The sequence below is a fragment of the Spirochaetia bacterium genome (assembly GCA_022482625.1).
Lineage (GTDB): Bacteria > Spirochaetota > Spirochaetia > Sphaerochaetales > Sphaerochaetaceae > Pleomorphochaeta.
Map to the genome: position 1 here is coordinate 1,002,893 of JAKVOU010000001.1, position 25,329 is coordinate 1,028,221.

Below are 25,329 nucleotides of genomic sequence, written 5' to 3' on the forward strand. Positions count from 1 at the left end.
TGATGTACAGGGGAAAACATGCACAAAAAGACAGTCTTGATCCAGACAATACGCTTTGTACTCATCGGCTGGGCTATTCTTGCAGTGGTCCTTTGCGGTACATACTTTTTTCTGAGCCACGAAAAGCTCTCTGTTTTCAGTCAGAAAGAACTAGCAGGACTTGAGATCATCAGCAATCGGCTTCTCGAAGAACAGAACAAGACAATAGAAGATCTCTTCCTTTTCACAGATATGCAGGAAACCAATCTTGTCCTTCATGAAGATCAGAAAGCAAAGGATTTAGTCTCCTACGTTGCAACACTGATCCTCCGTTCTCGTACTTGCTATGACCAGATCCGTATCATGGACTGTAAAGGAAAAGAGCGTATACGAGTCAACTATAATGGAGGAGTACCAAAGGTTATTACAAATACTGAATTGCAAGACAAATCAGCCAGATATTACTTCAATGAAACCAAAAACCTCAGGAAAGGCCAGACATACATATCACCATTCGACCTCAATGTCGAACAAGGTAAAATGGAAACTCCTTACAAACCGATGATCAGATATATAGTAGGGCTCTACGAAGAAGAAAAGAGCGAACCAGTCGGTTTTGTCATCATCAATTACCTCGCTGACCACATACTGGCATTGCTTGACGATTTTGCACAGCAAAAAAACAGCGACCTCTATTTACTTGATGACAAGGGATACTACTTATATGGTCCGGATCCAAACGTACTATGGGGATTTCAACTTCCAGATCATGCTTCCCATAACCTTGCAACAGAAAACCCTGAACTTTGGGCCAAAATGCAAGATTCACCCGAGGGTTCCTTCAGTAAAAATGGACATCTGCAGTTCTTTGTAGCTGTCGATCCAACCACGGCTGCAATAAAGCATATGACCACGCTCGGCAACAAAAAAAACAACCAATTGATTGCCACAGACAGACAAGATACCTTGTGGTTCCTCCTCACCGATGTAAACAAGCAACAATGGCTACAGTATATCGACCTGCTGAGAAAAATACTGCTGGTAATAGGACTATTGGGAGTGCCTATCATCGTAATTACAGGGTATAGTTTTGCAAAAAAAGATGATATGAACAAATCGTTACATCAACAACTTGTCGAGGATGCTACAAAGGACCCGCTCACAAAAGTCTATAACAGAAAAGCTGGTCTTGAACTGATGGAAAAAGCCATCAAAAACAAAGAATCAGAACAAAAGTCTCTATCTCTTTGCTTTTTTGATCTCAATAATCTTAAGGCTGTAAATGATCAGCTAGGACATGATCAGGGAGATCTTTTCATCACGACATTGGCAACATGCCTTGTAAGAATTTGTCCAAAGGAATCGCTGATCTGTAGGTTGGGTGGTGACGAGTTCCTAGCTCTTATAAAGGATTGCACGCCGGAAGAAGCAGAAGACAAGCTAGGGCAATTGAATGCTATCCTACAGGCAAAGGGCATGACATACGCGTGTCCTATTCCGTGGAGCGTCAGCTTCGGTTGTGTTGCAGTCATAGCCAACGGGACTATGAATCTGGATGAACTTATCAGCAAGGCCGACCTGTTGATGTATCAACGAAAGACAAAGATGAAAGAAGAATTGCAAGGGACAGATCCTCTGTATAGACAGTGATTCCATATTTATAGGCAAAGAAAATCGGTTTGGTACCAATATATTTTCCAAAATGCTTGATTTTTCTTCTTCAATGGATTTACAGAAGGCAAAACAGTATATTAAGATAGTTCCTGCAACAATGTGAATAGAGGATATCACACCAGAAACAGTAAGACTTTATAGGGAAAAGAGCATATATGGTGTAATTTTTTATGCTTGTTTTTTATCCTTTTGTCTTTTTACTTGTTATGTAGGGTATCACAGAGACGGTTTTCGTCTACATTGCAATAGGTTAGGAGACACAGCAAGTGCATTTCAAAAAAGTAATCATGATGGTAGCCGTCTGTTCTGGCTTATGCATGGCTTCCCTCGTTGCCATCTCTCCCAAAGGAACTGTCATCCAGTACGACACAAGTGACTACCTGGGACTTGATACTTTCCCTACCTATATCATTGCCCGTTATTCCCTATGGAAATTCCCTACTATCAAAGATATGCCGCTTGCTTCATATTTTGACATCGGTGGCGGATATATGGATTATGAAATCCTGCAGAACCCAGTAACGGGCCTGCAAGATGGCGATTCAAACGATGACTACGATGACTACGATGACTATATAGATACTTACTTCGGTACGGTATTCTCCATCTGGAACCTGCGCTTCGAACAGCCGGTTCCTGTCCCCGACAACTTCAAGCTAAAGTTCTTTGCTGAGTACGGAGGACGCTGGCAACAGGCAATGGACAATCTATTTACCCAAAGGAATACCGCTGATGCACCTTCCATTTCAGCTCTCTCTGAGGAAGCTACCCTGTATGGCGTTCCAGACTTACAGGGCAACCGATTTCTGCTGGCTACTGCTGTCAATGCAGGATTCTTTCTTGATCTTCCCAAGATAGCGGGCATTACATCCAACATTAGTGAAACGGCTTCCTTTGCACCCTCAGGTATGTCAAGCATAAATCCCTTTGCTTTTGTAGTCAGCGATGATGCATATAATGGAGCAGATGTCAATTACTTCAGGAATATCCTTACTCTTTCTAATTGCAAGGTATTGCTTTCCCATGATTATACTGACATATTTACGGGAACCCGTATGACAAAGTACCGTCTGTCTCTTTCCAATACACTGAGTTATAAGTACCTCAACGGTACTGTTGTCCCGGCCTTTGTCCAGGTAAATGATGATTTGCGAAACGGTCTCTATGAAGTCCTCACATTGAAGTTAGAAGGGCCGCACGCTTTGACCGATGATACTTACCCATATATTGCCCTGAATCTGTACAACAAGTTCATCTGGGGAGAACTGAACAATGTTAATCCTGAGTATGGAGTTCCATCTGATTCCATTCATGCTGCAGACAGCTATATCGGCTATGAACTACATTACCGCATCTTCGGCATATTCCATCTGCAGTTTTACCAAAGATATTATTTTGCAAAAAATTCAAAAATCGACATGTCCTGGCATAACAGCCTGTCATTCTATGTTTCCATCTGAGTGTACCTTGATTTCTTTGGCACAATGCCTTTCAATTGAAGGACAAAAAGAAAAAAAAGGTTGAAACAGACTGATGAAACATCTTACTACATTCTTCAAATTTCAAGAAAAGCATAGGCTTTGCATTCTTGCCGTGATATTCATTCTGACAGCCTTTTTTGCCTTCGAAGCTTCAAAGATAAAAGTCAATGCTGATTTCAGTGTCCTGTTCAACCAATATCCTTCAAAGACATATATGGGAGGAGAAGGCACTTTCGACAGCAAAGAAACCCAGCAGCTATTGGATAGTTTTCCTTCTTCTGCACGGATTGATACGACAGCAATAGCGGCACAGCCTATACCGGCGGACATGGATGAACATGCTGATGTAACCTATCCTGCAAAAATAACTTCCGAAGGGAATGCAAAAGGCAGTGGAAACCTGCTCCTGATGATTCATAGCAAATCATTCTTTACACCAGTGTTCCTCAATACATTGGATATCTGTCTGGAAAATCTAAAGGCGCAGCCGGATGTCCATGATTACACCTCCGTATTCAATTATTTTACAGTCATAAAAAAAGGTTCAAGGCTCTCTTTGGTACCACTGTCTTCCCACCAGGAAGGTACGCCATGGACTGATGCACAGGTCATGGAGCTCAGACAACGTCTCAGCACTGACCCAACCGTAACCGGTTATATGGTCAGCGCCGATTTACAGTCGGTCATATTTCATTTGGACACCGCAAAACTGAGCGAAGAAAGAATATATGATCTCCTTACCTACCTGCAGCCATTGGAACAATATGGAGCTACTTTTTCCATAACAGGATCAGCTCCCATTACCTACAGGATCATGTACTACCTCACCCATGATCTCACACTGCTGCTGGGGCTGTGCCTTATTGTCATCCTCATCACCTTTTACCTTTCTTTCAGGGCAAAACGCAGCATGCTATTACCATTTGTGCTTTCGATTATCGGCCTGATATGGACATTCGGTACCATGGCATTGCTTGGATATGAAATTACCTTGATCAACATAGTTACTCCCTGCATGGTACTTGTCCTTGGCAGTTCCTATGCTGTTCATCTGCTCAGTGAATACTATCGGATGCATGTCGAAGGTTTTCCTGCAAAAGCCATACCGTTCAAAGCCGGAGAGCGCATCCATACTACAATATTCCTAGCTGCAATCACCACTATCATCGGATTCCTCAGCCTGCTGGTCTCAAAGGTTTCAGGTCTCAGGGAATTCGGTCTGAGTGTCTCTATAGGCATTGCCTACTGTGCAATCCTATCCCTTACCTTTCTGCCGATAGCACTTTCGTTCCTTGATGCACCGAAGCAAAAGCAACAGGAAATCTTTGAGCATGGCATACTCACCCGCACCATTCATAAACTGGCTACCTTGGTTACGGAACATTGGAAGATTTTCTGTCTGGTCTTTGTTGCCGTATTCGTCGGTTTCTTCCTGACAAAGGACAAAGTCATGGTTGATACCAACTACATGGCTTATTTCCCTGAATCTGACCGAATCGGTACCGATACACGGTTCATTGCAAAGGAACTGGGCGGAGACATGCCTTTTGAGGTGGTCTTGACCGCTCCAAGTACATCTGCAGGCTTCTTCCTTGACCCTGTAAACCTCGGAAAAGTCTATGCATTTGAGCAAGAAGTAGAAAAAAGCCCTGATATCCTCCAAGATATCTCATTTGCATCTTATGTTGCATTCCTCAACAAGACCTATAGCGGAAAAGAAGATATCCCTTCACAAAAGGCATTGCTCAATCTCTTCAGCAGACTAGTTACATTGCTTCATGACAAAGGTGCCGGATTGATCGGCAAAGTCATCAGCAAGGATGGAAATACCTTGCACATTTATCTTCAAAGCTATGACAGCATCAAGAAAGATGTTGCAACGACTTCCAGCAGTGCAAGGATTGAAACCCTCCTGAGATCTTCCCTCCCCTTATTGCCAAAAGGAGTTTCAGTCCAGTTCAAAGGTACGAATGCACAAGCCTTGAGTTTCAGCAGGCAACTGATGAAAGACCAGCAGGCATCACAGATGGTCTCCTATCTGCTTGTTTTCATTCTTGCTGCCTTCGCATTCTGCTCGGCCATACGAGGACTCCTGACGCTGATTCCGGTAGCTACGGCCGTTGCAGCAAACTATATTTTCATGTACCTGCTCGGAATTCCTTTTGATATGGTCACTGTAAGTTTCGCAAGCGTCGCCATAGGCGCAGGCGTCGACGATGCAATACATTTCCTGCTTCATTATACCCAGCACAGGAAAGAGCATCCCCAATCTCCGGTAAAACAGACCGTCCGCCTCACCATGGAAGAGACTGGCCGTGCCATTGTCATTACGACACTGTCAATTGTCTTGGGCATGCTGATGCTATCCTTCGGCAGTTACACGCCTATACGTTTCTTTGGCATACTGATGAGCATCGCACTGATGGATTCCATGCTCGCAACCATATTGATACTTCCTGCAGCCATCGTAGCCTTGGATGCATTCAAAAACAGGCAGAGACGAAGAAAACTTACATCAACGGAGCAATGAAGCGCAGGACTCCACGGACAAATCTCCTGGATAGAGAAACGTTTCTGACAGTTTCCTGAGTAATGAGGGTAGACTGCATCAGCATATCCTGCATATCCTTTTTGACTTTTCGTATAACTGAAGTCCCGTAGAAAGCTACCCCGCATTCAAAGTGAAGGTAAAATGAACGATAATCCATATTTATGGTACCGATAATGGACACCTTGTCATCTGAAACGAACATCTTCGCATGCACAAACCCAGGAATGTATTCATAAATCTTGACGCCACATGCAATAAGTTCCTTGTAATATGAACGAGAAACTTCAAAGATTGATTTTTTATCAGGAATACCCGGCATGATGATACGTACATCTATGCCACTTTCTGCCGCCAGGCACAACGTACGGGCAATCGTATGGTCCAAGACCAAGTAAGGTGTCGTAATCCATACATAGTCCTTTGCCCTGTTGATTATCTGGGTGTAGGCATTCTCAGCAAGTGCAACTTCATCCAACGGATTGTCTGCAAAAGGCTGTACGAACCCATCACTGGCAACGGAAGACAACGTCGGCTTGAAGGGCACAAGGTCATCATCTTCTCCTGTCTGCAATGCCCACATTGACAGGAAGCAAGTAGTAAGGTTCCATACGGCATCTCCCTTGAGCATCACTGCAGAATCTTTCCATTGGCCAAAACGTACGGTCCTGTTGATATACTCATCAGACAGGTTAAGTCCTCCTGTGAAACCGATGTTCCCGTCAATGACACAGATCTTCCTATGGTCACGATAATTCAGCCGTATGTTGACATGAGGTCTGAATCGATTAAAAGCCTGAGCTTTGAAACCTTTCGCCTGGAGTTCACGGTAATAGTAGTCAGAAACCCGCCCAAGGGAGCCGAAATCATCATAGAGGATGCGGATCTCAACTCCTTCTTTCAGCTTCTGTTCCAAGATAGCAAGTACCTGGCTCCACATCTGACCTTCGGAAATCTGAAAATATTCCAAGAATATGAAAGACCTTGCCTTCTTCAGTTCTTCCAGAAAACAGGAAAAGAAATCATCACCCAAGGGAAAGTAATCAGCCTCAGTATGTGCCCACACAGGGCTGTATGCCGCCCGAGCAATATATTGGCTCATGCAATAGCAATCCCGGTCTTCATGTTCAAGTTCCAAAGCATGTTCTTTCATGGTTGCCGGAAAACGGGTACTGTATTTTGAATACTCGTTCATGTAGGACTCAGTACGGTGTCTTCCTATGATTGTCAGGCGTTTCTTACCGAACAGCAGATAAAAGATACTGCCATAGACAGGCGCCAACATGATAATCATGACCCATCCTATGGCATACTCAGGTTCATGTTTGTTGAACAGCACCCACAGACATACACCAAATGAAAGATAGGTAAACAACTGGTAAACAAGAGGGTATCTGATGGTATAGCTGAATACCCTGAAGATAATTGCAATTTGTATGGCAATCAACAGAAGGGAAATAAAAAACCTGCTCAGTAGAAACTTCAGTAACTTTTTCATGGCAATCCGATATAGTTCCAGCGGCAGTCACCCACTTTTCCCCCTAAAGGCGCGTAGAACTCCTGGCATTGACCCAGAAATCAAGGGGATAGACAGTGTAGCCGACTTTTGCAGAAAGCGTACTTGCATCAACCTTGAACAAATCAGGAATTTCATGGATATACTTGCCTTTCTTGATGGCTTGGGCAAAGTAAGTATCAGGAATAAGAATTTCCAACGCCAATGTATCTATCTGTTTTTCAAGAGGATCTTCAAGGGCCGACATAGTCCTGAACCTTACACTGTCACTGAGCAAATTATAATGGCTAAGATCCGTCAGGACAAACTTTGCGATGAGATATGCAAGGCTTTCCTTGATGGCACCCATCGGCCGGTCTCGGTTCATCAGCAGATACCAGCCTGACCCTTTGTCAAATTTCTTTGCATCTTCCGTCTTGATACGAATCAGCTTACCGGAAATGGCAGGGTTGAGCATAGGTGAAGAATAGACACCGAGCTGCAGTTCCCGGGCAAGGGCAATAAGATTGGTGGGCCCCTCCTTCTGGTATTGCTTCAGTATCAATAAGAAAGCATCTCTATCCATCATATCCCGACTCCTTCCTTTGTAGTATATACGATTGTTGGCATTTGTACAAAGCTAAATCAACAGTTGTGCTTTTTTTTCTGTTCCGCTGCCTGCGCATAAGAAAACTCACAGCCACAATATTGCTGTCTATACAGCCCGAGCTCCTTGCTCAGGCGGATACTTTCCTCATATCCGCCTTTTTTCTTGAAATCAAAAGCAAGGAAACCCTCCAGATTCTCACCGACAGCAAATATCTTATGACTGTCCTTATATCGGCTCACTGTCAGCGTTGTAGTAAAATAAGGTATGTCTAGTTCCTTCGCCTTGGCTGCAGCAATAGCAAGATTATAGGCAAAACAGGCTTCACAGCGTCTACCGCCTTCCCTCTCCCGTTCAAGCCCTGAAATAGCCTGCAACCAAGCATCATGGTCATATGTTCCCTTGATCAGTTCCAGCCCATGATGTGCTGCCACAATCTTCAGGTTGTCATAGCGTTTTTCAAATTCCTGAACGGGATATATATTGTCATTTCCATACCAAAGTACAGGTTCATATCCTTCTGCAAGCAACCGCTTGATACAGGTCGTGCTACAGGGACCACAACAGCAATGAAGAAGCAATTTCTTGTTTTCCTGATGCATATCCATATGTCTGCAATTCTCCCTTCACGATGTCAGTATGCTCATACTCTACCTTGCCTTCAGGGAAAAAAACAAGTACAGTTATGGCGACAAAGAGAAAAATATGACTTGTCGGCACCTCAGGGATTGTCGCATTGTCCGTCTATTGCTTTGCCGTACATCCTGCCCGGAGCTTCGTAACTCGCTCCGGTCTGTCACCCCAGTGAACAGCTTACTGCCATCGTTGCGGTACTGCTGAATTGAAATAAGGAGGCCGGTGGGTTTTTCATGCTCCGAAATCAGGAGAAAAGAGCCTGCCAGAATCTCATGAAACTGACAAAAGGTACTGTTTCTTTCCTTGTTGCACTTGTTCTATCCATAATTGCTACTTTTTTGCCTGTTCCTATCTGGAACAAGCTAATCGTAATTGTTCTTGTCATAGCCATTGCCCTTTTTATCAACAAGGCAACTTTGTATTTTATCAGAGGGAATCTGCTTCTCTCCAGCAAGAAGGAAGCAGACCATGACAAAAGTTGGAATTATTATCGCAAGGCAATGGAATCTGGCAAGCTTTCCTACAAGTATATGACTACGGCAGCCAGTTTCTTCATTCAACAGGGAGATGCAGCATACGGGCTCAAGGCCTTGGACAAAGTCATCGAAGGAACAAAAGACAATGAAACCCTGCAGATTGCAAAGATACAGAAAAGCATGGGTCTGCAACTTACAGGCAAACTGGACGAGGCTATCAGTATACTTGAAGAAGTAAGAGCATCAGGATTTGACAACCGCTTCCTGTTCATCAACCTCAGCAGCTATTACTTGTATGCCGGCAAGTATGAAGAAGCTGGGATTTGCCTGAAAGAAGGCAGGAAATATATCAATGAAAGTGCCGGGATGGCAGACAACGAAGGTTGGCTGGCAATCGTCCGGGAAGATTGGAAAAAAGCCGAAGAGGTCTACAGTGACATGATGGAACGCAGACCACGTTTTCCAGATCCGTATGTCCATGCTGCCCAAGTCAAACTTCATTATGGCAAAATAGATGAAGCAATTGCCATGTTCAATATTGCCATGACAAAAAAATGGAATTTTACGACTCTCCTGAACAAAGAGAAAGTTGAAACTTATATCAAAGGCCTGTCTGATGAGACAACGAGGGATCAGCTTTGTGTCACGCTCAATGCAAGCCCTGTAGAAGTTGCAAGAGGAGCTGAGCCTAAACAGCTTTCTGAGGCACAAGTCAGCAAACTGATCAAGAAAGGTTTCCCAAAAGAGCCGAAGGCTGCAATAGATACACAGCACCTTGCCCAAAAGTCTGCCGCAAACGATCTCCCTGAAGAAAATGCAGGAGCAATAAAAAAAGTTGCAGATCAAGAACTGCCGAATACAGATCTGACCGAGGATGACCAGCGATGGCTGGAGGAACATTCTGACGACTGAACCCGTAGATGATTGGAATCATAGGAATTGATTCGAAAATGCTCTGGACCTCTAGGAAAAAAGAAGTTGCCGTAGCTTGGCGGCAACTTCAGTACAAACGAAATTTTCCATGGAGAGATACATGCAAAATGTCATTTTTTCCTAGAAATAGCTTTTCTTGCAGCTTCTGCAATATCAACGGCTGTCATATGGTATACTTTTTTCAAGTAATCCACTGACCCTACCTGTCCGAATAAGTCCCGTGTACCGATGCGTTCCATCGGTATCGGGATAGTCTCCACCAAGACCTCCGCAACAGCAGACCCCAGACCATTGATGATATTGTGGTTTTCCACTGTTACGATTGCTCCGGTCCTGCGTGCAGCTTCAACTATAGCATCACGGTCAATCGGTTTTATCGTAAACATATTCTGCACATCTGCTGAGATTCCTTTTTCAGCAAGCAAATCCGCTGCACGCAAGGTCTCTGCGACACAAGCACCTGCACAGAACAGCGTGACATCACTGCCCTTACGCAACTTGGCTACCCTGCCGATTTCAAACGTAGAGCCTTCATCAAAGATATGGTCAGTCTTTTTCCGTGCAAGACGAATATAAAATACACCATACATATCCTTCGTCTGCCGAATGACATCACGTAGCATGGCACAGTCCGTTACATCAATAATCGTAATGCCTGGTACAGCGCGCATCATTGCAATATCTTCCAATGGCATATGGGTCCCTCCATTGGAAGATGCTGTTATCCCTTCATCCGATCCCAGCATACGGACATTCAGTTTCGCATATGCAGCAGAAATAAAGACCTGGTCCATGACACGACGGGAAGCAAATGTCCCGAATGTATGTGTAAACGGCTTCAAGCCGACAGCAGAAGCTCCAGCGGCAACAGAAATCATATTTGCTTCCTGTATACCGCAGTCTACAGCTTTCCTAGGATGTCTCTTGGCGAAATCTGCCATGCCAATGGAATTCATAAGGTCACAATCGAAGTATACGACTGCGGGATCTTCCCTGACCAGTTCCTCCATTGTCTGTGCAAATACAGTCTTCATATCCTCTTTCTCAGGATGAATTTCTTTTGTCACTGTATACATTTTCCATCCTCGCTCTGCAGAGCTTCAATCTTCTTATCCAAGAAAGCAATTGCCTCCTCATACTGCTCCTGTGTGAACCGAATGAAGTGATTATAGAACATATGCTCTGCAAAACAGCAATCCTGCCCCTTCATCGTATGAAGTACAATCATAGAGGGACGGTCATCTACGGCTTTTGCTGCATCGACAGCAGAAAGGATTGCTGAAATGTCATGCCCGTTTACTTCCTGGGCATACCAGCCGAAATCCCTGAATTTTGCACCTAGGTCCCCCAAATCACAGATATCCCTGGTATAGCCATCCAACTGCTTTCCATTCTGATCAATGAATGCAATAAAATGATTCAGCTTCTTGCTGGCTGCAAACAAAGCAGTTTCCCAGACCTGTCCTTCATCACATTCTCCGTCACCTAGGATGGCATACACATAATTGGGCATACCCTTATATTGCATTCCCCATGCGATACCACAGGCAGATGAAAATCCTTGTCCTAAGGAACCGGTGGTCATGTCGATTCCCGGTGTCTTGTTCCGGTCACAATGTGACGGTAAACAAGTTCCACCTTGGTTCAATGTCAGCAATTCCTTTTCAGGAAAATAGCCGCACAAAGCAAGGACAGCATATACGGCAGGTCCGCAGTGTCCCTTGGAAACTACCAGCCAATCCCGCTTGTTCCATTGTGGATCCTGAGGATTGATCCTCATTATCTTCCCATATAAAGCGGCCAGCAAATCCGCCATGGACATGGAACCACCCAGATGGCCGCCATGAAATGAATTCATGGCAGCAAGGGCAGCCTTGCGAATCTGGGCGGCAAAAATATCAAGTTCATCAAGTGTCTTTTCCATACGCTATGCTCTCATCTCCAACCAGGCTCAGATATCCGGAAAATACTTTGCATCCGGAGCTGTAACCCATTGATGTTCCTTAACAAATGTCGTTACGATATTTTCCTTATCACGCAGACGGATACACCAAAGGTAATATTCAGCATATCCCGGGGCAGCAACCTGGGAATGGGTAACATTTGCAGGCATGCCCATCAAATCATTGTTACGGATCTTGTAGGCATCATCTCCATATTCAGCAAGACCATAGCCATTCTCAGGCAAGAACTTATAGAAATACATTTCCGGTTCCACATGCTGATGTGGTGGATATGACGACCATTTCCCCGGAAAATGTACGACTTCCCCGATAAAGAAATTTGTATCTGGACAACTGGAACGGTCAAAGAACGTACGGACGATACGTGTAGAGCATTCATTCATCTGTCCGGCACCACGTTCTTCATTGGCACAGAGACAATCGTCAGGCTTGAGCAAGCGTGCTTGGAAATCCTTGGCATTTTCAGTACGGCAGACTGCAATCTCTGCCTTTTCGGACCAACATTCTACATAGACCGTCGTACCATGCGGCACATGAAGCAAAGTTGCACCATGATGGAAACAATCACTACGTTCAGCCTCTTCGCTTCTGTCTTCCCATGAAAATGTAATTCTTCCCATCACCAGATCATACACGACTTCCTGATCATAACAGAAGCGCATCTTATCACCGCTGGTCATGGAAACTACTCCAAAATCCAGCCCCATCATCTCAGGGTTCAAGACAGATGAGACAATTGCATTGTATCCTTTTTCAAAGGATTTCCTGTTTGTATATTTCACAATAAAATTCCCTCCGTTGGCAGATGCATCCTACCTTAAGAAAAGGCATCTGCCGAAAATACGACAGAGGAACAACCTGTTGAAGGGCCGATACCCAAAAGAAATGTGAGCAGTCCACATAACTTATCCAACAAATTGCCTCTGTCAAAGTCATCAGACATCCTGGACCGTCAGCATCTCACCCGACAGAAACGATTCCTTGCACCGAAATGCAATATTCGTACTCTTTGTGCCGTCATATACACCGACGCCAGGTTTCTTTCCGGTCTGCACACAGTCTATGAAAGCTTCCATCTCTGCAACATAGGCATCGTGCCAACGTGTCAGGAAATCCTGGTAGCATTCCCTGCAAACTCCATGGGAACTCATCACTTCCAAAAGGGAATCTGTAGGAACTGAACCGATACGCAGAGTGCCTCTCGTTCCAAGGATTTCCGTTTCCACATGAGAACCATGTGCAGCAGCCCGACCTGCATACATGAAGGCCATTGCATCATTTTCACATTGCATCAGCGTTGAGACATTGTCTCCATCATCCCAATCCTTATATTGCTTGAATTCGTAACACCCCCCGATCGACCAAAGCTTTTTTGGTTCAGATCCCGTCAGCCAACGGATCAAATCAATATCATGGATATTCATGTCAATGAACTGTCCTCCCGAACGAGGAGCATATTCCAACGTACCTTTGATGATTGAAATAGGATCTTGGGAATAGCAACGGACAAGGAAGACCTTACCGATGTCCCCATGGTCAATCTTCTGCTTTGCAAGCCGGTATGAATTGTCATAGCGGCGCATGAAACCAAGCTGGAAAGTTAATTCAGGATGCGCTTCCACGACCTTTTCTGCCGCTTTGCATTTTTCAACCGTATCACACAGTGGTTTTTCACAGAATACATGCTTCCCAGTATCCATTGCAATCTTAATCAGATCGGTATGTGATGCTGTGTTGGAAACAATTGCCACTGCTTCTACCTTCTGATCGGCACACAGTTTTCTGGCATCCGTATATACTGCATCCACTCCTAGGTCACCGGCTACTTTCTCAGCACATTTTCTATCAGCATCACATATGGCAACAAGTTCTGCACTACCAATTTTGTTTGCAATGTTGTTCGCATGCTCATACCCTAAGCGCCCTACACCGATGATTCCCATCTTCAGTTTTCTACTCATTCCTTTTTATTATCCTCCAACTTATCTTCAGTTTTTTATCATTGCCTTATACCGATTCCCAAAACAAGATTACAGACCTGTCTGTTCACGCACATATGCACGTGCCAACCTTGCATAATCCAGCGGGTTTGCAACAGATGGATCCTGTTCTGCTTCCACGACCAACCAGCCCTCATAATGATATTGGTCCAGTAAGCGGAAAACCGTAGGAAAGTCCACCATTCCTCCGCTATCACCAGGGACATTGAATACTCCCTCGGGTATAGAATGAAGGAAACTCAGTTTATCGGCATAGCATTTTTCCCTGATGCTCTTCCGCACATCCTTCAAATGGACATGCTTGATCCGGTCGTGATGTTTCCTCAAGATTTCCACTGGATCCTCGCCGGAAAACGCCAGATGTCCCGTATCAAAGATAATATTGACATACTTGGCATCAGTCATCTCTAGCATCCGATCAATTTCCCCTGTCTTCTGTACCGTCGTAGTCATGTGCGGGTGATAGATAATATGCATACCATTGTCATAGGCAATCTTTCCCAGATGATCCAACCCTTTTGCAAGTACTTCCCACTGATCATCATTCAGGACATGCTTTGCAGTAAAAGGTGTATCCCAGCAATGCTGTACGGAAAAACTCTGGTCAGATGTATTGATCAGCGTAGCACCGATTGATTTCAAGAAATTCATATGATCGACAAATGCACGTTCATTCCACCACATCGGACGTTCATTGATATAGGTACTTATCCAACCTGTGATTGCAGACAGTCCACGACGGCCAAGCTCTTTGTTCATGATTTTGGCATCATGGGGAAACTGACAACCTATTTCCGTTCCGGTATAACCGGCAAGTGAAATCTCGCTGATGGTTTGTAGAAAGCTGTTTTCTGCTCCCATTTCCGGCATATCATCCTCTGTCCATGCAATCGGAGCAATACCGACATGGACTTTTTTCTTATCAAGCATTTTTTCCTTCCTTTTCTACCAGATATAAAATCAGATCCTATACTTCTAATACATCCTGGCTTCTGCCAGTTTGTCATCAATACGTTTACGGGCTTCCTGTACATCCCTTGACTTGGAAAACGAAGCTACGCCGATATGCCACCAACTCTCAAAGCCCTCTGCCATGGTTTTCGGCAATACCTTTACGTCGATGATACAGGAACATTTTTCCTTCTTGGCTTCATGCAAGGCCTGCACGAACTCATCAGTAGTCTTGGCAACAAATCCTTTGAGTCCATAGCCTTCACCGATCCTTGCGAAATCTGTATACACATAATGGCCATCCATCTTTCCAGTCTTTTCATTGCGGTAACGCATTTCAGTCGCAAGGGAACTTATGCCATTGCCCATCTGCAGGTTGTTGATGCATCCGAAAGCTGCATTGTCAAAGACCACGACTGTAATCTTTGCACCTTCCTGTATGGAAGTTGCCATATCAGCATTCAGCATCATGAAGGAACCGTCGCCAAGCAATGCATATACTTCCTTATCAGGTTCAGCCAGTTTTGCACCGAAGGCCCCTGCAATCTCATATCCCATGCAGGAAGCTCCATACTCCATATGATAGCTGTCTTTCGCATCGGTCACCCACAGCCGTTCCATATCAGCAGGCAATGATCCTGCTGCGGCAACGACGATGGCATCGGCATCAATTTCACGGTTCATCAGCGCAACTGCATTGGATTCCGTAATGGTCCCGCCGATATCTTCCAGATAGTCGTTGATAATCTTCGGTGTCCAGCTCGGTACGCAAGGTACAAAATCCTTGCCGGTGTATGTCATATCACATACAGCTTTGCGGGTCTTTTCCCATTCTGTCTTGATTTTTCTGATTTCATCCGTATAGCCGGACCTGTACCCTCGTATCTTCAGTTTCTTAGCAATGGCTTCCAAGGTTACCTTTGCATCACCGACACACCGCTGCGCATCCACCTTCTCGGCATGGTACTCAGATGTATTGATGGCAAGTACCCGTATATCGGGATTGCGGAAAAGCACCCATTTGGAACCAGTGACAAAATCATTGAACCGGGTTCCGACACCAATGACCAGATCTGCATCTGCAGCCAGATGATTGGCAGCCAAACCACCGGTAACCCCGATTCCACCTACACAAAGAGGAAAAGAATCAGGCAATGCAGAGTGACCTGCCTGTGTCTGGGAAACAGGAATATTGAAAGACTTGCAGAAATCCATTACCGTTTGCCCAGCTTCGGAATATCGGACGCCACCGCCGGAAACTACCAACGGTTTCTTGGATTCACAAATCATTTCTACGGCCTTGTCAATTTCATACGCATCTGCAAGGCGACGTGCAATATGATGTACTCGTTTCTGGAAAAAACAATCAGGATAGGCAAAGCTCTCACCCTGCACATCCTGAGGAAGGGCAATGCAGGCGGTTCCGCAATTTGATGAATCAGTCAATACCCGCATTGCATTGATCATTGCAGTCATCAGTTGTTCCGGACGGGAAATACGATCCCAATATCGGCATACAGGCTTGAAACAATCATTCGCAGTCATTGAAAGATCATAAGGTTGTTCCATCTGCTGCAGCACGGGATCGGGCTGACGGGTTGCAAAGCTATCAGATGGGAACAGCAACAACGGCAGCTGGTTGATGGAAGCAGTCAATGCTGCAGTCACCATATTGGTCGCTCCGGGGCCTATGGATGATGTACAGGCTATGATCTTTCGACGATTGTTCTGCTTTGCATATGCAATTGCGGCATGTGCCATGCCTTGCTCGTTACGTCCTTGGTACACCCGTAGATGTCCAGGGTTTTCCTCAAGGGCCTGTCCAAGCCCTACTACCATACCATGCCCAAAGACAGCAAAAATCCCGTCAACAAAAGGCTCTTCCTTACCATCCATCTCGACATATTGCTGGTTCAAGAACTTGACCAGTGCCTGTGCAACCGTCATCTTTGTTCTATTCATTATTTAGTTCCTCCTCAGATAGCATATACAACAAACTACTCACAAAAATTTACGAGTTTTTATAGCTGCCATTTGTATGACTTTTTCAGCATCCATTTTCCAGTATTCAGGGCGAAACAGTTCAACACAAGCAGGTCCATCATATCCCACTGCCTGCACCCTACGTATAATTTCTGCAACAGGAATGCATCCATCACCAGGCATCAATCGATTACATTGCTCAAGTAAACCAAGTGGCAAATCCTCGCAATCATTGATATGAAAAACAAAAAGCTTTTCTTTAGGAATTTGACGAATAAATTCCAAATCAGCACATTTGTCATGCATATAAAAATTAATGCAATCCACCGTTAATCCAACATTTTTCTTATTTACTGCTTGTATAATTTCCAATGCTTGGCGTAAACTGTTACAACACCAGTGTCGATCACCGATTGGTTCAAAAGAAAGTCCCACTCCATATGGTGCTGCCAACTCTGAAAGTTTTCGTAAGACGTCAACGGAATCACCGAGGACTTCTTCTTCATTCTTTTTATTGATATCTTTTCCTACGGTTGGTACAACGATTAGATAAGGGATTTTAATTTCTTTTGCAATTTTACAACCAAATAAAAATAAATTTACTAAATCCTGCCATTGTTTATCTGTAGTAAAGTTAATATTTTCAATAGAGTTCAAGGCAAATGGACATAAATGGCTTTTTGCAAAAAAACTTTTTAAACTGTTAAGTGAATGATTTCTAAGGTAATCCTTTAACATATCCAAACGAAGTTCTATGGCATCATATCCATATTTTTCACATAGTTGTAAATCTTTGATAACTGAAGAATTTTCCATGCAGGTTGCTTCATTATAACCTAATTTAAGCATATCCAAACGATACCTCCATTTTTATTATTCAAATGTCTTTTTCCGTTGAACTAATTCATGTATAATTTGAGGATAAATTTCATCCAATTTATAAAATATAAGGACAATAACAGCAAAAATCCAAATTATAAGCGGTCCCCATATATATATATTCTGAATAGTTTTCAACGCTCTGATTGGTTGTTGTATCCGTACTCCTACAGATGCTATATATCCAGCATAACTCATCATTGCCGTAACTATAGCACTTGTAATACCTGTACCGAGTTTGAATCCCATACTGCCACCGCCAAAAACTAACCCCTCTTGTCGAAATCCAGTTTTCCATTCACCGAAATCTACAACATCACCCAAAATACCAAAAATCAAAGCAGTAAGTGGAACTTCTCCAATTGCACGGATAACACTTGTCCCAGCAACCCATACAAAACTATTTGGATTTATTATTACCAAAGCTTGTCCAGCAACTGCTACGACAGCCCCTACCAATGAAATTGTCCTCTTTGTAAATCTATGCAAGAATAACGGACAAACAAAAGCACCAGAACACAATATACCAGTTTCAAGTAAATATAATAAACTGTACATCCAAGAATCATTATGAAAAATATACTTACAATAATATGGCAAAACCGTTCCCACAATCGTAGAATGTACACAAGTTATTGTCCATAAAACCAAGCCAACCCAAAAGTATTGATTTTTAGCCAATGCTTTAAGATTTTTTCCAATTGGTACTTTTTTTGTTGATGGTGCAGTCGGCTGTACTTTTTCCTTGCAATTAAAAAAACAAATAAGCAGCAAAACGAGTGCAATACTTGCCCATATACCCATTGCCTTAATCCATGCAACTTGTGTATTTCCAAATAATTTAACAACAGGCATCGTAAAGGTAACTGCTATAATACGACCCATTGGAGCAAGCCCCATACGAAAAATTGAAAGCAAGTCCTGTTCATGAGAACTATTCGTCATCAATGTAGACAATGAACCATATGGAACATTAATCGCTGTATAAAAAACAGTCGTACAAAGATTGTAAGTAACAAAAATATAAATCCCTTGCAAAAATTCTGTTGTATGAGGTACTGCAAAAAGAAGTACTGCAGCAATTGCATACGGAACCGACATCCACAAAATCCAAGGACGCGCCTTACCATATTTTGAGTGGGTTTTTTCTACGAAAAATCCCATAATTACATCTGACGTACCATCAAACACCCGAGAAACCAACATAACCAAACCAATTGTTATTGGGTTGATACCAACATAATCTGTATAAAACAACGTCAATAAAGTTGTAATCATCCCAAATACAATATTGCAGGCCGTGTCACCACAACCATACGCCATTTTGGTTCCAAACCTTAGACGTGAAGCTCCAGTCAGCGATATATTTTCCTCCTCCCTTTTCAAAATAATATTCCTCCTAGTTTCCTTTCACTATTTGCTTCTACCTAATATTTGACTCTGAAAAAAAACATTGTTCTAAAAATAAGACAGCATAGTATCTTTATTCAAAATCCATAAGTATGTCTTTTACTTGACTATAGTAATTGCTTACGGCTCTTTTCCGTAACTAAGTAAAATGGATTTACACAGCAACCGATACTATTGCTATAATAGGAAGGCATGACAAAAAAGCGAGGCATCCTCAAGGCCTTAGTCGTTCCCAGCAAGAGACCGGTTACAGTGTAACAAATTATAAACCGAAAATTTTCACACCAATACTGTGTAAAGTCTCCAATAACTAAAATATACAAAAAGAGCCTTGATTATTAATGAACTTCTGAAATCTTTACAGAACGTCCTTCTTTTAAGGACTTATGCGCTGCAATTGCAATTTCAACGGGACGTAAGCCATCTATCCCACTTACAAGAGGCTCTTTGTTAGACTGTACGGCTTCAACAAACGCACGATCTTCTGCAAGGAAAGCATCTTTATACCTTTCCAAGAAAAACCAAGTAGGTTTTGCAAGTTGAACATTCTCTGCAGAAGAAATAAGTGCAGTATTTTCCAAATCATTTGAAACTTGTACACATCCTTTCTGGCATTGTACTTCTGTACGTTGATCATAACCATAATAGGAAGCTCTTGTGTTGTCGATTACACCAAGCGCTCCATTCTCAAACTTTAACAACACAATAGCTGTATCGACATCATCATATTTTTTATAGTCTGGATTGTCACATACAGCACCGTACGCAGTTACCTCAGTTACCTCGCTACCCGACAAATATCGGGCCATATCAAAATCGTGAATTGTCATGTCAATAAATATTCCGCCGGATGTTGCAATATACTCCATAGATTGATGAGCTGGATCTCTTGAAGTAATTTTCACAATACAAGGATTACCCAATCTGCCTGATGCAACAACATCGTGTACTTTTTTATGATTATGATCAAAACGGCGAACAAAACCAACTTGTAATTTTACTCCTGCTTTTTGCACAGCATCAAGTGCTTCGTGAATTTTTACAAGATCCCAATGGATAGGTTTTTCACAAAAAATATCTTTACCGTTTTTTGCAGCTTCTTTAATTAAATCAGCATGTGTCCCGGTAGAAGAACAAATGTACACAGCCTTAATAGTAGAATCTGCCATAATTTTCTTTGTTTCTTTATAACATTCTGTTATATTAAGCGAACTAGCCCATGATTTCATTTCATCATTCAAACATGGATCAGCTATGGCGCACAAATCCGCATCTGGTATTGCTTGTGCTAAATTTTCTCCATGCAATCTTCCAATTCTTCCTGCACCAATCAAACCAATTCGTACCTTTTTCTTCATTTTTTCCTCCTATTGTCATTGTCATTTTTCCGTATTTTATTGATATATTTTTATTTTTTTACAAAAAATCTCTTTCACTGATTAAAAAACAAAAACCCTCCATACAGAAAAAGAAAAGTAATTGCCAAAAAAATAACAAATGTAATTTCTATTGCAAAAAGAATCATTACTGTTATTGAAACTCAATATAGTTCTTCATAAATCTTCAAGACGCGGGCAGCATCCAGCGGTACAAAGCTGTTACGCATCAACCGCCCCTGTGTTTTCATGACATCATCCGTAAAAGTCCTGAGATCTTCCCTTTTCATTCCATACTCATGCAATGCTTTCTTTGGCAGAAGCTGATCCAACAGTTTTTCAAGCTGGTCATATACCACCTCAATCCTGCAGTCAAGGATTTTTGCAAGGAAGGCATTAAGCTTTGCAATCTCCCCGTCTGATTTGATTTCCATGTAATTTTTCAATACGCCGGTAAACATGGCATAGTTGCTTTCTCCATGAGCTACATGGTAGGTACCACCAAGAGGATAGCTCAATGCATGGACTGCGGCACAGCCTGCCGTTCCGAATGCCAACCCTGCAAAATTACTGGCAGTCAAGAAATCATCCATAAGTGGTTTTCTGGCTTCTCTAGCTGGAATACCTTTGCTGATAGCAGCAATGATTTTCAGATAGCCAGTAAGGATCATTTCCATACTCTTGTAACCAAACAGTCTTGTATAGGCCGTTGCCTTCGGAGAAAGGCTGGATTCAACAGCATGTACCAATGCATCAATGGAACTTGTGGCAAATACATAGTCCGGCAGGCTTTCCAAAAGTTCCGGAACCAGGACCGCATAATCAGCAAACATAGCCTTGCCGGTCAACCCTACTTTTACACCAAGACGTGTACGCTTGAGAATGGCAATATCCGTCACTTCGCTACCTGTGCCGCAGGTAGTCGGCAAGATAACCAACTCTTTTTTCTTTGACAATGTCTTCTGTGCATAAAGCTCATCAACTGAATTTTCTCCTGCCACTGAAAGCACTTTGGCAAGATCGATGATAGTACCGCCACCGATTGCAACCACACGGTCAAAATCAACTTTTGCAGCATCCGCCAAGATTGCATCTGCCATTACATCCGTAGGTTCACCGGCTCCATATTTTTCTTGGTAAATGACATGGACAGGTGCACCCGACTTTGCAAAATAAGGATCAAAGATATATTTGTTCGTAAGGACCAAATCCTTTTTTCCCAATTGAAATGCTGTCACGAACTCCCTACAGGTATCAAATTTGTACAACGATGGTTCCATGATGATTTCCTGCATCGTAGGCCTCCAATTCTTACTGTATCAACATATCCAGAACATTCTGGCATCTTTAATTGACAGTAGTAATTGTAGCATTCACCTTCAGAAACACGGTAATCGAATCTTGCTTTTTCTCTGGCCCTGAAACTGTGAATTCCTGATATTTCTTTCTCTTCACTCCATGATTTTTGCTTTTTCATCTGGCAAAGGGCACCTTGCTTCTGCTCATGTTTCTTCTAAAAACCAGGATAGGTAACGCAAGGGAAATATCTGCAAACCCTATCAGAAAACGGCATAGGACAAGGACTCTGCATGATATTCCCCTTCGCAAGCAAATTGCTTGCAGCAGAGGCTCCAAGATCAGCTACAGATAAATATAAGGAACCGACTGTCCGATGCTATCAGCAGTCATATGATCTCATATGCACATGGCATACGCAGAAAGGCTACTTCGGATTCTTTTTTGTAGTTTTTTTCTGAAATGAAAGACGATACTCGCTGGGTGACATACCGACATTCTTCATAAAAGCTGCATCAAAACGGGAAGGTGTACTGAACCCAAGACTATCAGCAATTTCTGCTATCGGAACATTGGTAAACCGAAGCTTGGTCTGCGCTTCTCCCATACGCATCTGGATAACGTACTGCATAGGAGAACAGCCTGTCTTGTATTTAAGGATATGTGACAAATAATAAGGGTTGATATGCAAGGCTGCAGCAACCCCTGACAAAGTCAAAGGCTCATTGAAATGTTCAGTCAAGTAATCCCTGATGCGATTGGCAAGGAAATCAGTTTCACCTGCCTCCGTATTTTGCCTGTACGTCTTCCGAGCTATTTCATGAAGCAGGACCAATAGGGATACGGCAAGACTGGAACATACGGTATTGGCCAGTTTTTTTTCCTTTGAAAATCTACAAAGCAAAGACAAAAGGCTTTCGATTTCCTTTGCATAGTCCTGGCAATGCAAAAGCGGAAGTTGGTCTTTGTCAACCAACCAGTTGAGTGGCAGGGCAGTCATCTTTACATTCGTCAGGCCACAGCAGATGGAATGCAGCCCACGTATACGGCGAGGGCTCTCACCATGCAGAACCCCAGCATTGCAAATGAGCAAATCTCCGGCAGTAATGGTATAGAATACCTTATCTACAGAATACTCACTGTTGCCTGACAACACATAGAACAGTTCCAACATATCGTCATGCTTATGTTCCAGATGTGCATGGTGGCTGCTGAACTCTTTGTCTATGATCACAATATTATCAACTACCGGCAAAGTATTATCTGTAAATATACGTGTATACGTAAGCTGTTTCATCTGGTTTTCCAGATTAATCATTTCAACCATTTCATTTACCTACTTAGCTGCAGCATTAAACTTTCCCTATCCTGGCAGAACAGGAAACAAGAAGATATGGCAGATTCCATCGGATACCGATATAGCTTTTATGTCTGTCCTTTTCCCTGCGTACTTCCAATAGTAGCATAAATTCAGAATTACAGTATGGAAATCCGACTGTTTTCCATAAAAAGAACCAGGCTTCTGGTATCAATCTGATCCAGGCATCCCTGTCTTTCCCCCATCCAAAGCTATGCAGCTATAGCCCTCACGACAGACAAGACGGTCAGAAAGGCTTCCCTGTCTGACCGTCTTTGAGACAAGGACCAAAGACACTCTTGTCCTCATATCTCCGACATCCACAGCCATAGTCATCCAGCACACAAGCGGACAATTGACTTACCATTATGTATTGTCTTCTTGTGCTCCAGGAAAAGACTCAATCCACCCAGAGCCTGATTATACCATCCGTCAAGGACACCCAATATCCTGAAGTGATGGCAAATCCTCTACATCTGACCAGCTTCTTCCCTTTTTCGCAGATCATTGACAATGATAGGATATATCTTGTCCAGCTTATATGACAGCAATATGAACAGGGCAATGCCCCAGACAATGATAGGACCATACTTATAGATATCCATGATCATGGATTTTGTCGCCAAGCTCTGTATAGCACCACCATTGTCAGAACTAACATACCCGGCAATGGTAAGCAACAGGCTGATCAAGGCACTGGCTACGCCGGTCCCGATCTTGAACCCCATGCTCCCGCAACCGAAAATCAGACTTTCCTGACGTATATGTGATTTCCACTGTCCATACTCCACAGTATCACCGATCATGCCGAAAATAACAGCATACAGAGGTGCTTCTCCGAAAGCACGAAGAATGCTTGTCACGACCATCCAATAGAAATTATCGGGATTCAGCAAGAAAAGGCATTGGGTTACGATGACGATAATACATCCCCTCAGTGTCAAATCGCGTTTACCCATATGGCGCAGCAACATGGGACAAAAAAGTGCACCGATACAAAGCGTACCGATCTCACTCACAAACAGGATACTATACATCCAAGTATCATTTCCAAAGATATATTTACAATAATAAGGAAGAATAGTACCTATCAAAGTCGTATGTATGCATGTTGCAGTCCAAAGAAACAACGTAGCCCAAAAATACTTATTTGTTACCAAAGCCCTTGCTGATTTCCCAGCAGGAACTTTCACCGATGACCTTACTTTTTCGACATTGACTGTTTCCTTGCATCTTGCAAAGCAGACCAGAAGCAAAATAACAGCCATAATGGACCAGATTGTAATGGCTTTTACCCATGCCATCTGATCATTACCGAAAAGCTTGACCAAAGGCATCGTTGACATGACCGTCACAATCTGCCCGCAACGTGCAAGTACTAGTCTATATATCGACAGCATATCCCGTTCGTGCGAGGAACGTGTCATATGCGTAGAAAGGGCACCATAAGGCACATTGATTGCAGTATAGACGACAGTAGTACACAGATTATAAGTAACGAAGATATACCAGAACTGCAGTTCTGCCGTAGTCTGAGGTACGGTGAACAATGCAATTGCTGAAATTGCATAGGGAATTGCCATCCATAGCAGCCAAGGACGGCAACTACCCCATCGAGAATGTGTTTTCCCGACAATAATGCCCATAAGGAGGTCCGAAGAACCATCAAAGACTCTTGAAACCAGCATAACAATGCCTACAGCAGCAACAGAAACTCCGACATAGTCAGTATAAAACAATGTCAGCAGCGTCGAAATCATTCCATACACGACATTGCAGGCAGAATCACCGCAACCATAGGCAACACGGGTACCAAATGACAATTCATCTGCCTTCTGCATCTGAATTTTGCAAGACAATACTTCCTCTCTACAGTTATCCACTTTACGTCCTCCCTTTGCTTCATGAATCCTTTTGTTTGTTATCAAGCCTTGGAAATTTCTCAATTGAACCGAAATCTCAAATTGTTTGCTATCCAGTGTTTTGCCCATGCCTTTTGAAAATTGAAAAAAACGACAAAGTATCTTTAGGCAACACCATCTTCTACTTTTGTTGTGCACTGACCTGAGAAGGTTAATATGTTTTATAAGATATTTTACTAACAATAAGTGATACCAAGGGCTACCAAATCCAGTCTATCGATTTACGTACAGAAGCTATAAGACCTCAATGACATATCCATAGCTAAATAATATAAAGACAGGATGAATCAAAACTTCCCATCTATTCTACATTTTATGATGTAAAATCCATATCAGGAGTTTTCAGTAAACACTGATTGAAC

General features: G+C 43.0%; 20 protein-coding genes. 4 read left to right on the forward strand and 16 right to left on the reverse strand.

What is annotated here, in order from left to right; translation table 11 throughout:
- Positions 1-18 precede the first annotated feature (18 nt).
- The 3 genes from LKE40_04485 to LKE40_04495 all read left to right on the forward strand — a co-directional run bounded on the left by LKE40_04485 (position 19) and on the right by LKE40_04495 (position 5,664).
- The gene (locus LKE40_04485; GenBank protein ID MCH3916715.1) at positions 19-1,629 is read left to right on the forward strand and encodes a sensor domain-containing diguanylate cyclase; all 1,611 of its coding nucleotides are present in this window, start codon (positions 19-21) and stop codon (positions 1,627-1,629) included.
- 290 nt (positions 1,630-1,919) lie between these two features.
- Positions 1,920-3,113: a hypothetical protein gene (locus LKE40_04490; protein ID MCH3916716.1), complete on the forward strand. Its 1,194-nt coding sequence runs from the start codon at positions 1,920-1,922 to the stop codon at positions 3,111-3,113.
- Positions 3,114-3,186: 73 nt separating this feature from the next.
- Positions 3,187-5,664 carry an efflux RND transporter permease subunit gene (locus LKE40_04495; protein ID MCH3916717.1) on the forward strand — a complete coding sequence of 826 codons (2,478 nt, stop codon included), beginning with the start codon at positions 3,187-3,189 and terminating at the stop codon, positions 5,662-5,664.
- Here the strand turns inward: LKE40_04495 and cls are convergent.
- Genes cls through LKE40_04510 form a run of 3 tightly spaced genes read right to left on the reverse strand, consistent with a single transcriptional unit; the run spans position 5,645 to position 8,392 of the window.
- Positions 5,645-7,180: a cardiolipin synthase gene (gene cls / locus LKE40_04500; GenBank protein MCH3916718.1), complete on the reverse strand. Its 1,536-nt coding sequence runs from the start codon at positions 7,178-7,180 to the stop codon at positions 5,645-5,647. The two genes, LKE40_04495 and cls, sit on opposite strands and share 20 nt — an antisense overlap.
- A gap of 43 nt (positions 7,181-7,223) precedes the next feature.
- Complete coding sequence (locus LKE40_04505; GenBank protein ID MCH3916719.1) at positions 7,224-7,766, reverse strand: hypothetical protein; 543 nt, start codon at positions 7,764-7,766, stop codon at positions 7,224-7,226.
- 56 nt (positions 7,767-7,822) lie between these two features.
- On the reverse strand, positions 7,823-8,392 hold the full coding sequence (locus tag LKE40_04510) for an epoxyqueuosine reductase QueH (protein ID MCH3916720.1): 570 nt from the start codon (positions 8,390-8,392) through the stop codon (positions 7,823-7,825).
- Positions 8,393-8,653: 261 nt separating this feature from the next.
- Between LKE40_04510 and LKE40_04515 the strand changes: the two genes are divergently transcribed.
- Complete coding sequence (locus LKE40_04515; GenBank protein MCH3916721.1) at positions 8,654-9,808, forward strand: hypothetical protein; 1,155 nt, start codon at positions 8,654-8,656, stop codon at positions 9,806-9,808.
- Positions 9,809-9,939: 131 nt separating this feature from the next.
- Here LKE40_04515 and LKE40_04520 read toward each other — a convergent pair whose 3' ends face one another.
- The 13 genes from LKE40_04520 to LKE40_04580 all read right to left on the reverse strand — a co-directional run bounded on the left by LKE40_04520 (position 9,940) and on the right by LKE40_04580 (position 24,886).
- A complete protein-coding gene (locus LKE40_04520) occupies positions 9,940-10,905 on the reverse strand; it encodes a transketolase family protein (protein MCH3916722.1) in 966 nt (321 codons plus the stop codon).
- Positions 10,893-11,753, reverse strand: coding sequence for a transketolase (locus LKE40_04525; GenBank protein ID MCH3916723.1), 861 nt, complete (start codon positions 11,751-11,753; stop codon positions 10,893-10,895). Before LKE40_04525 ends, LKE40_04520 begins: the two co-directional genes overlap by 13 nt.
- 27 nt (positions 11,754-11,780) lie before the next feature.
- Entirely contained in the window at positions 11,781-12,575 is a 795-nt protein-coding gene (locus LKE40_04530) for a 5-deoxy-glucuronate isomerase (GenBank protein ID MCH3916724.1), read from the reverse strand.
- 153 nt (positions 12,576-12,728) lie between these two features.
- Positions 12,729-13,754, reverse strand: coding sequence for a Gfo/Idh/MocA family oxidoreductase (locus LKE40_04535; protein ID MCH3916725.1), 1,026 nt, complete (start codon positions 13,752-13,754; stop codon positions 12,729-12,731).
- A gap of 69 nt (positions 13,755-13,823) precedes the next feature.
- On the reverse strand, positions 13,824-14,723 hold the full coding sequence (iolE, locus tag LKE40_04540; GenBank protein MCH3916726.1) for a myo-inosose-2 dehydratase: 900 nt from the start codon (positions 14,721-14,723) through the stop codon (positions 13,824-13,826).
- Between the two features lie 45 nt (positions 14,724-14,768).
- A complete protein-coding gene (gene iolD, locus LKE40_04545; GenBank protein ID MCH3916727.1) occupies positions 14,769-16,706 on the reverse strand; it encodes a 3D-(3,5/4)-trihydroxycyclohexane-1,2-dione acylhydrolase (decyclizing) in 1,938 nt (645 codons plus the stop codon).
- 39 nt (positions 16,707-16,745) lie between these two features.
- Positions 16,746-17,576: a sugar phosphate isomerase/epimerase gene (locus LKE40_04550; protein ID MCH3916728.1), complete on the reverse strand. Its 831-nt coding sequence runs from the start codon at positions 17,574-17,576 to the stop codon at positions 16,746-16,748.
- 24 nt (positions 17,577-17,600) lie between these two features.
- Positions 17,601-18,992: an MFS transporter gene (locus LKE40_04555; GenBank protein ID MCH3916729.1), complete on the reverse strand. Its 1,392-nt coding sequence runs from the start codon at positions 18,990-18,992 to the stop codon at positions 17,601-17,603.
- Positions 18,993-19,354: 362 nt separating this feature from the next.
- A complete protein-coding gene (gene iolG / locus LKE40_04560) occupies positions 19,355-20,374 on the reverse strand; it encodes an inositol 2-dehydrogenase (protein ID MCH3916730.1) in 1,020 nt (339 codons plus the stop codon).
- A 182-nt stretch (positions 20,375-20,556) separates the two neighbouring features.
- Positions 20,557-21,687: a 4-hydroxybutyrate dehydrogenase gene (locus LKE40_04565; protein MCH3916731.1), complete on the reverse strand. Its 1,131-nt coding sequence runs from the start codon at positions 21,685-21,687 to the stop codon at positions 20,557-20,559.
- Positions 21,688-22,115: 428 nt separating this feature from the next.
- On the reverse strand, positions 22,116-23,015 hold the full coding sequence (locus LKE40_04570; GenBank protein MCH3916732.1) for an AraC family transcriptional regulator: 900 nt from the start codon (positions 23,013-23,015) through the stop codon (positions 22,116-22,118).
- A 201-nt stretch (positions 23,016-23,216) separates the two neighbouring features.
- Positions 23,217-23,390, reverse strand: coding sequence for a hypothetical protein (locus LKE40_04575; GenBank protein ID MCH3916733.1), 174 nt, complete (start codon positions 23,388-23,390; stop codon positions 23,217-23,219).
- A gap of 125 nt (positions 23,391-23,515) precedes the next feature.
- Complete coding sequence (locus tag LKE40_04580; protein ID MCH3916734.1) at positions 23,516-24,886, reverse strand: glycoside-pentoside-hexuronide (GPH):cation symporter; 1,371 nt, start codon at positions 24,884-24,886, stop codon at positions 23,516-23,518.
- Positions 24,887-25,329: the final 443 nt, after the last annotated feature.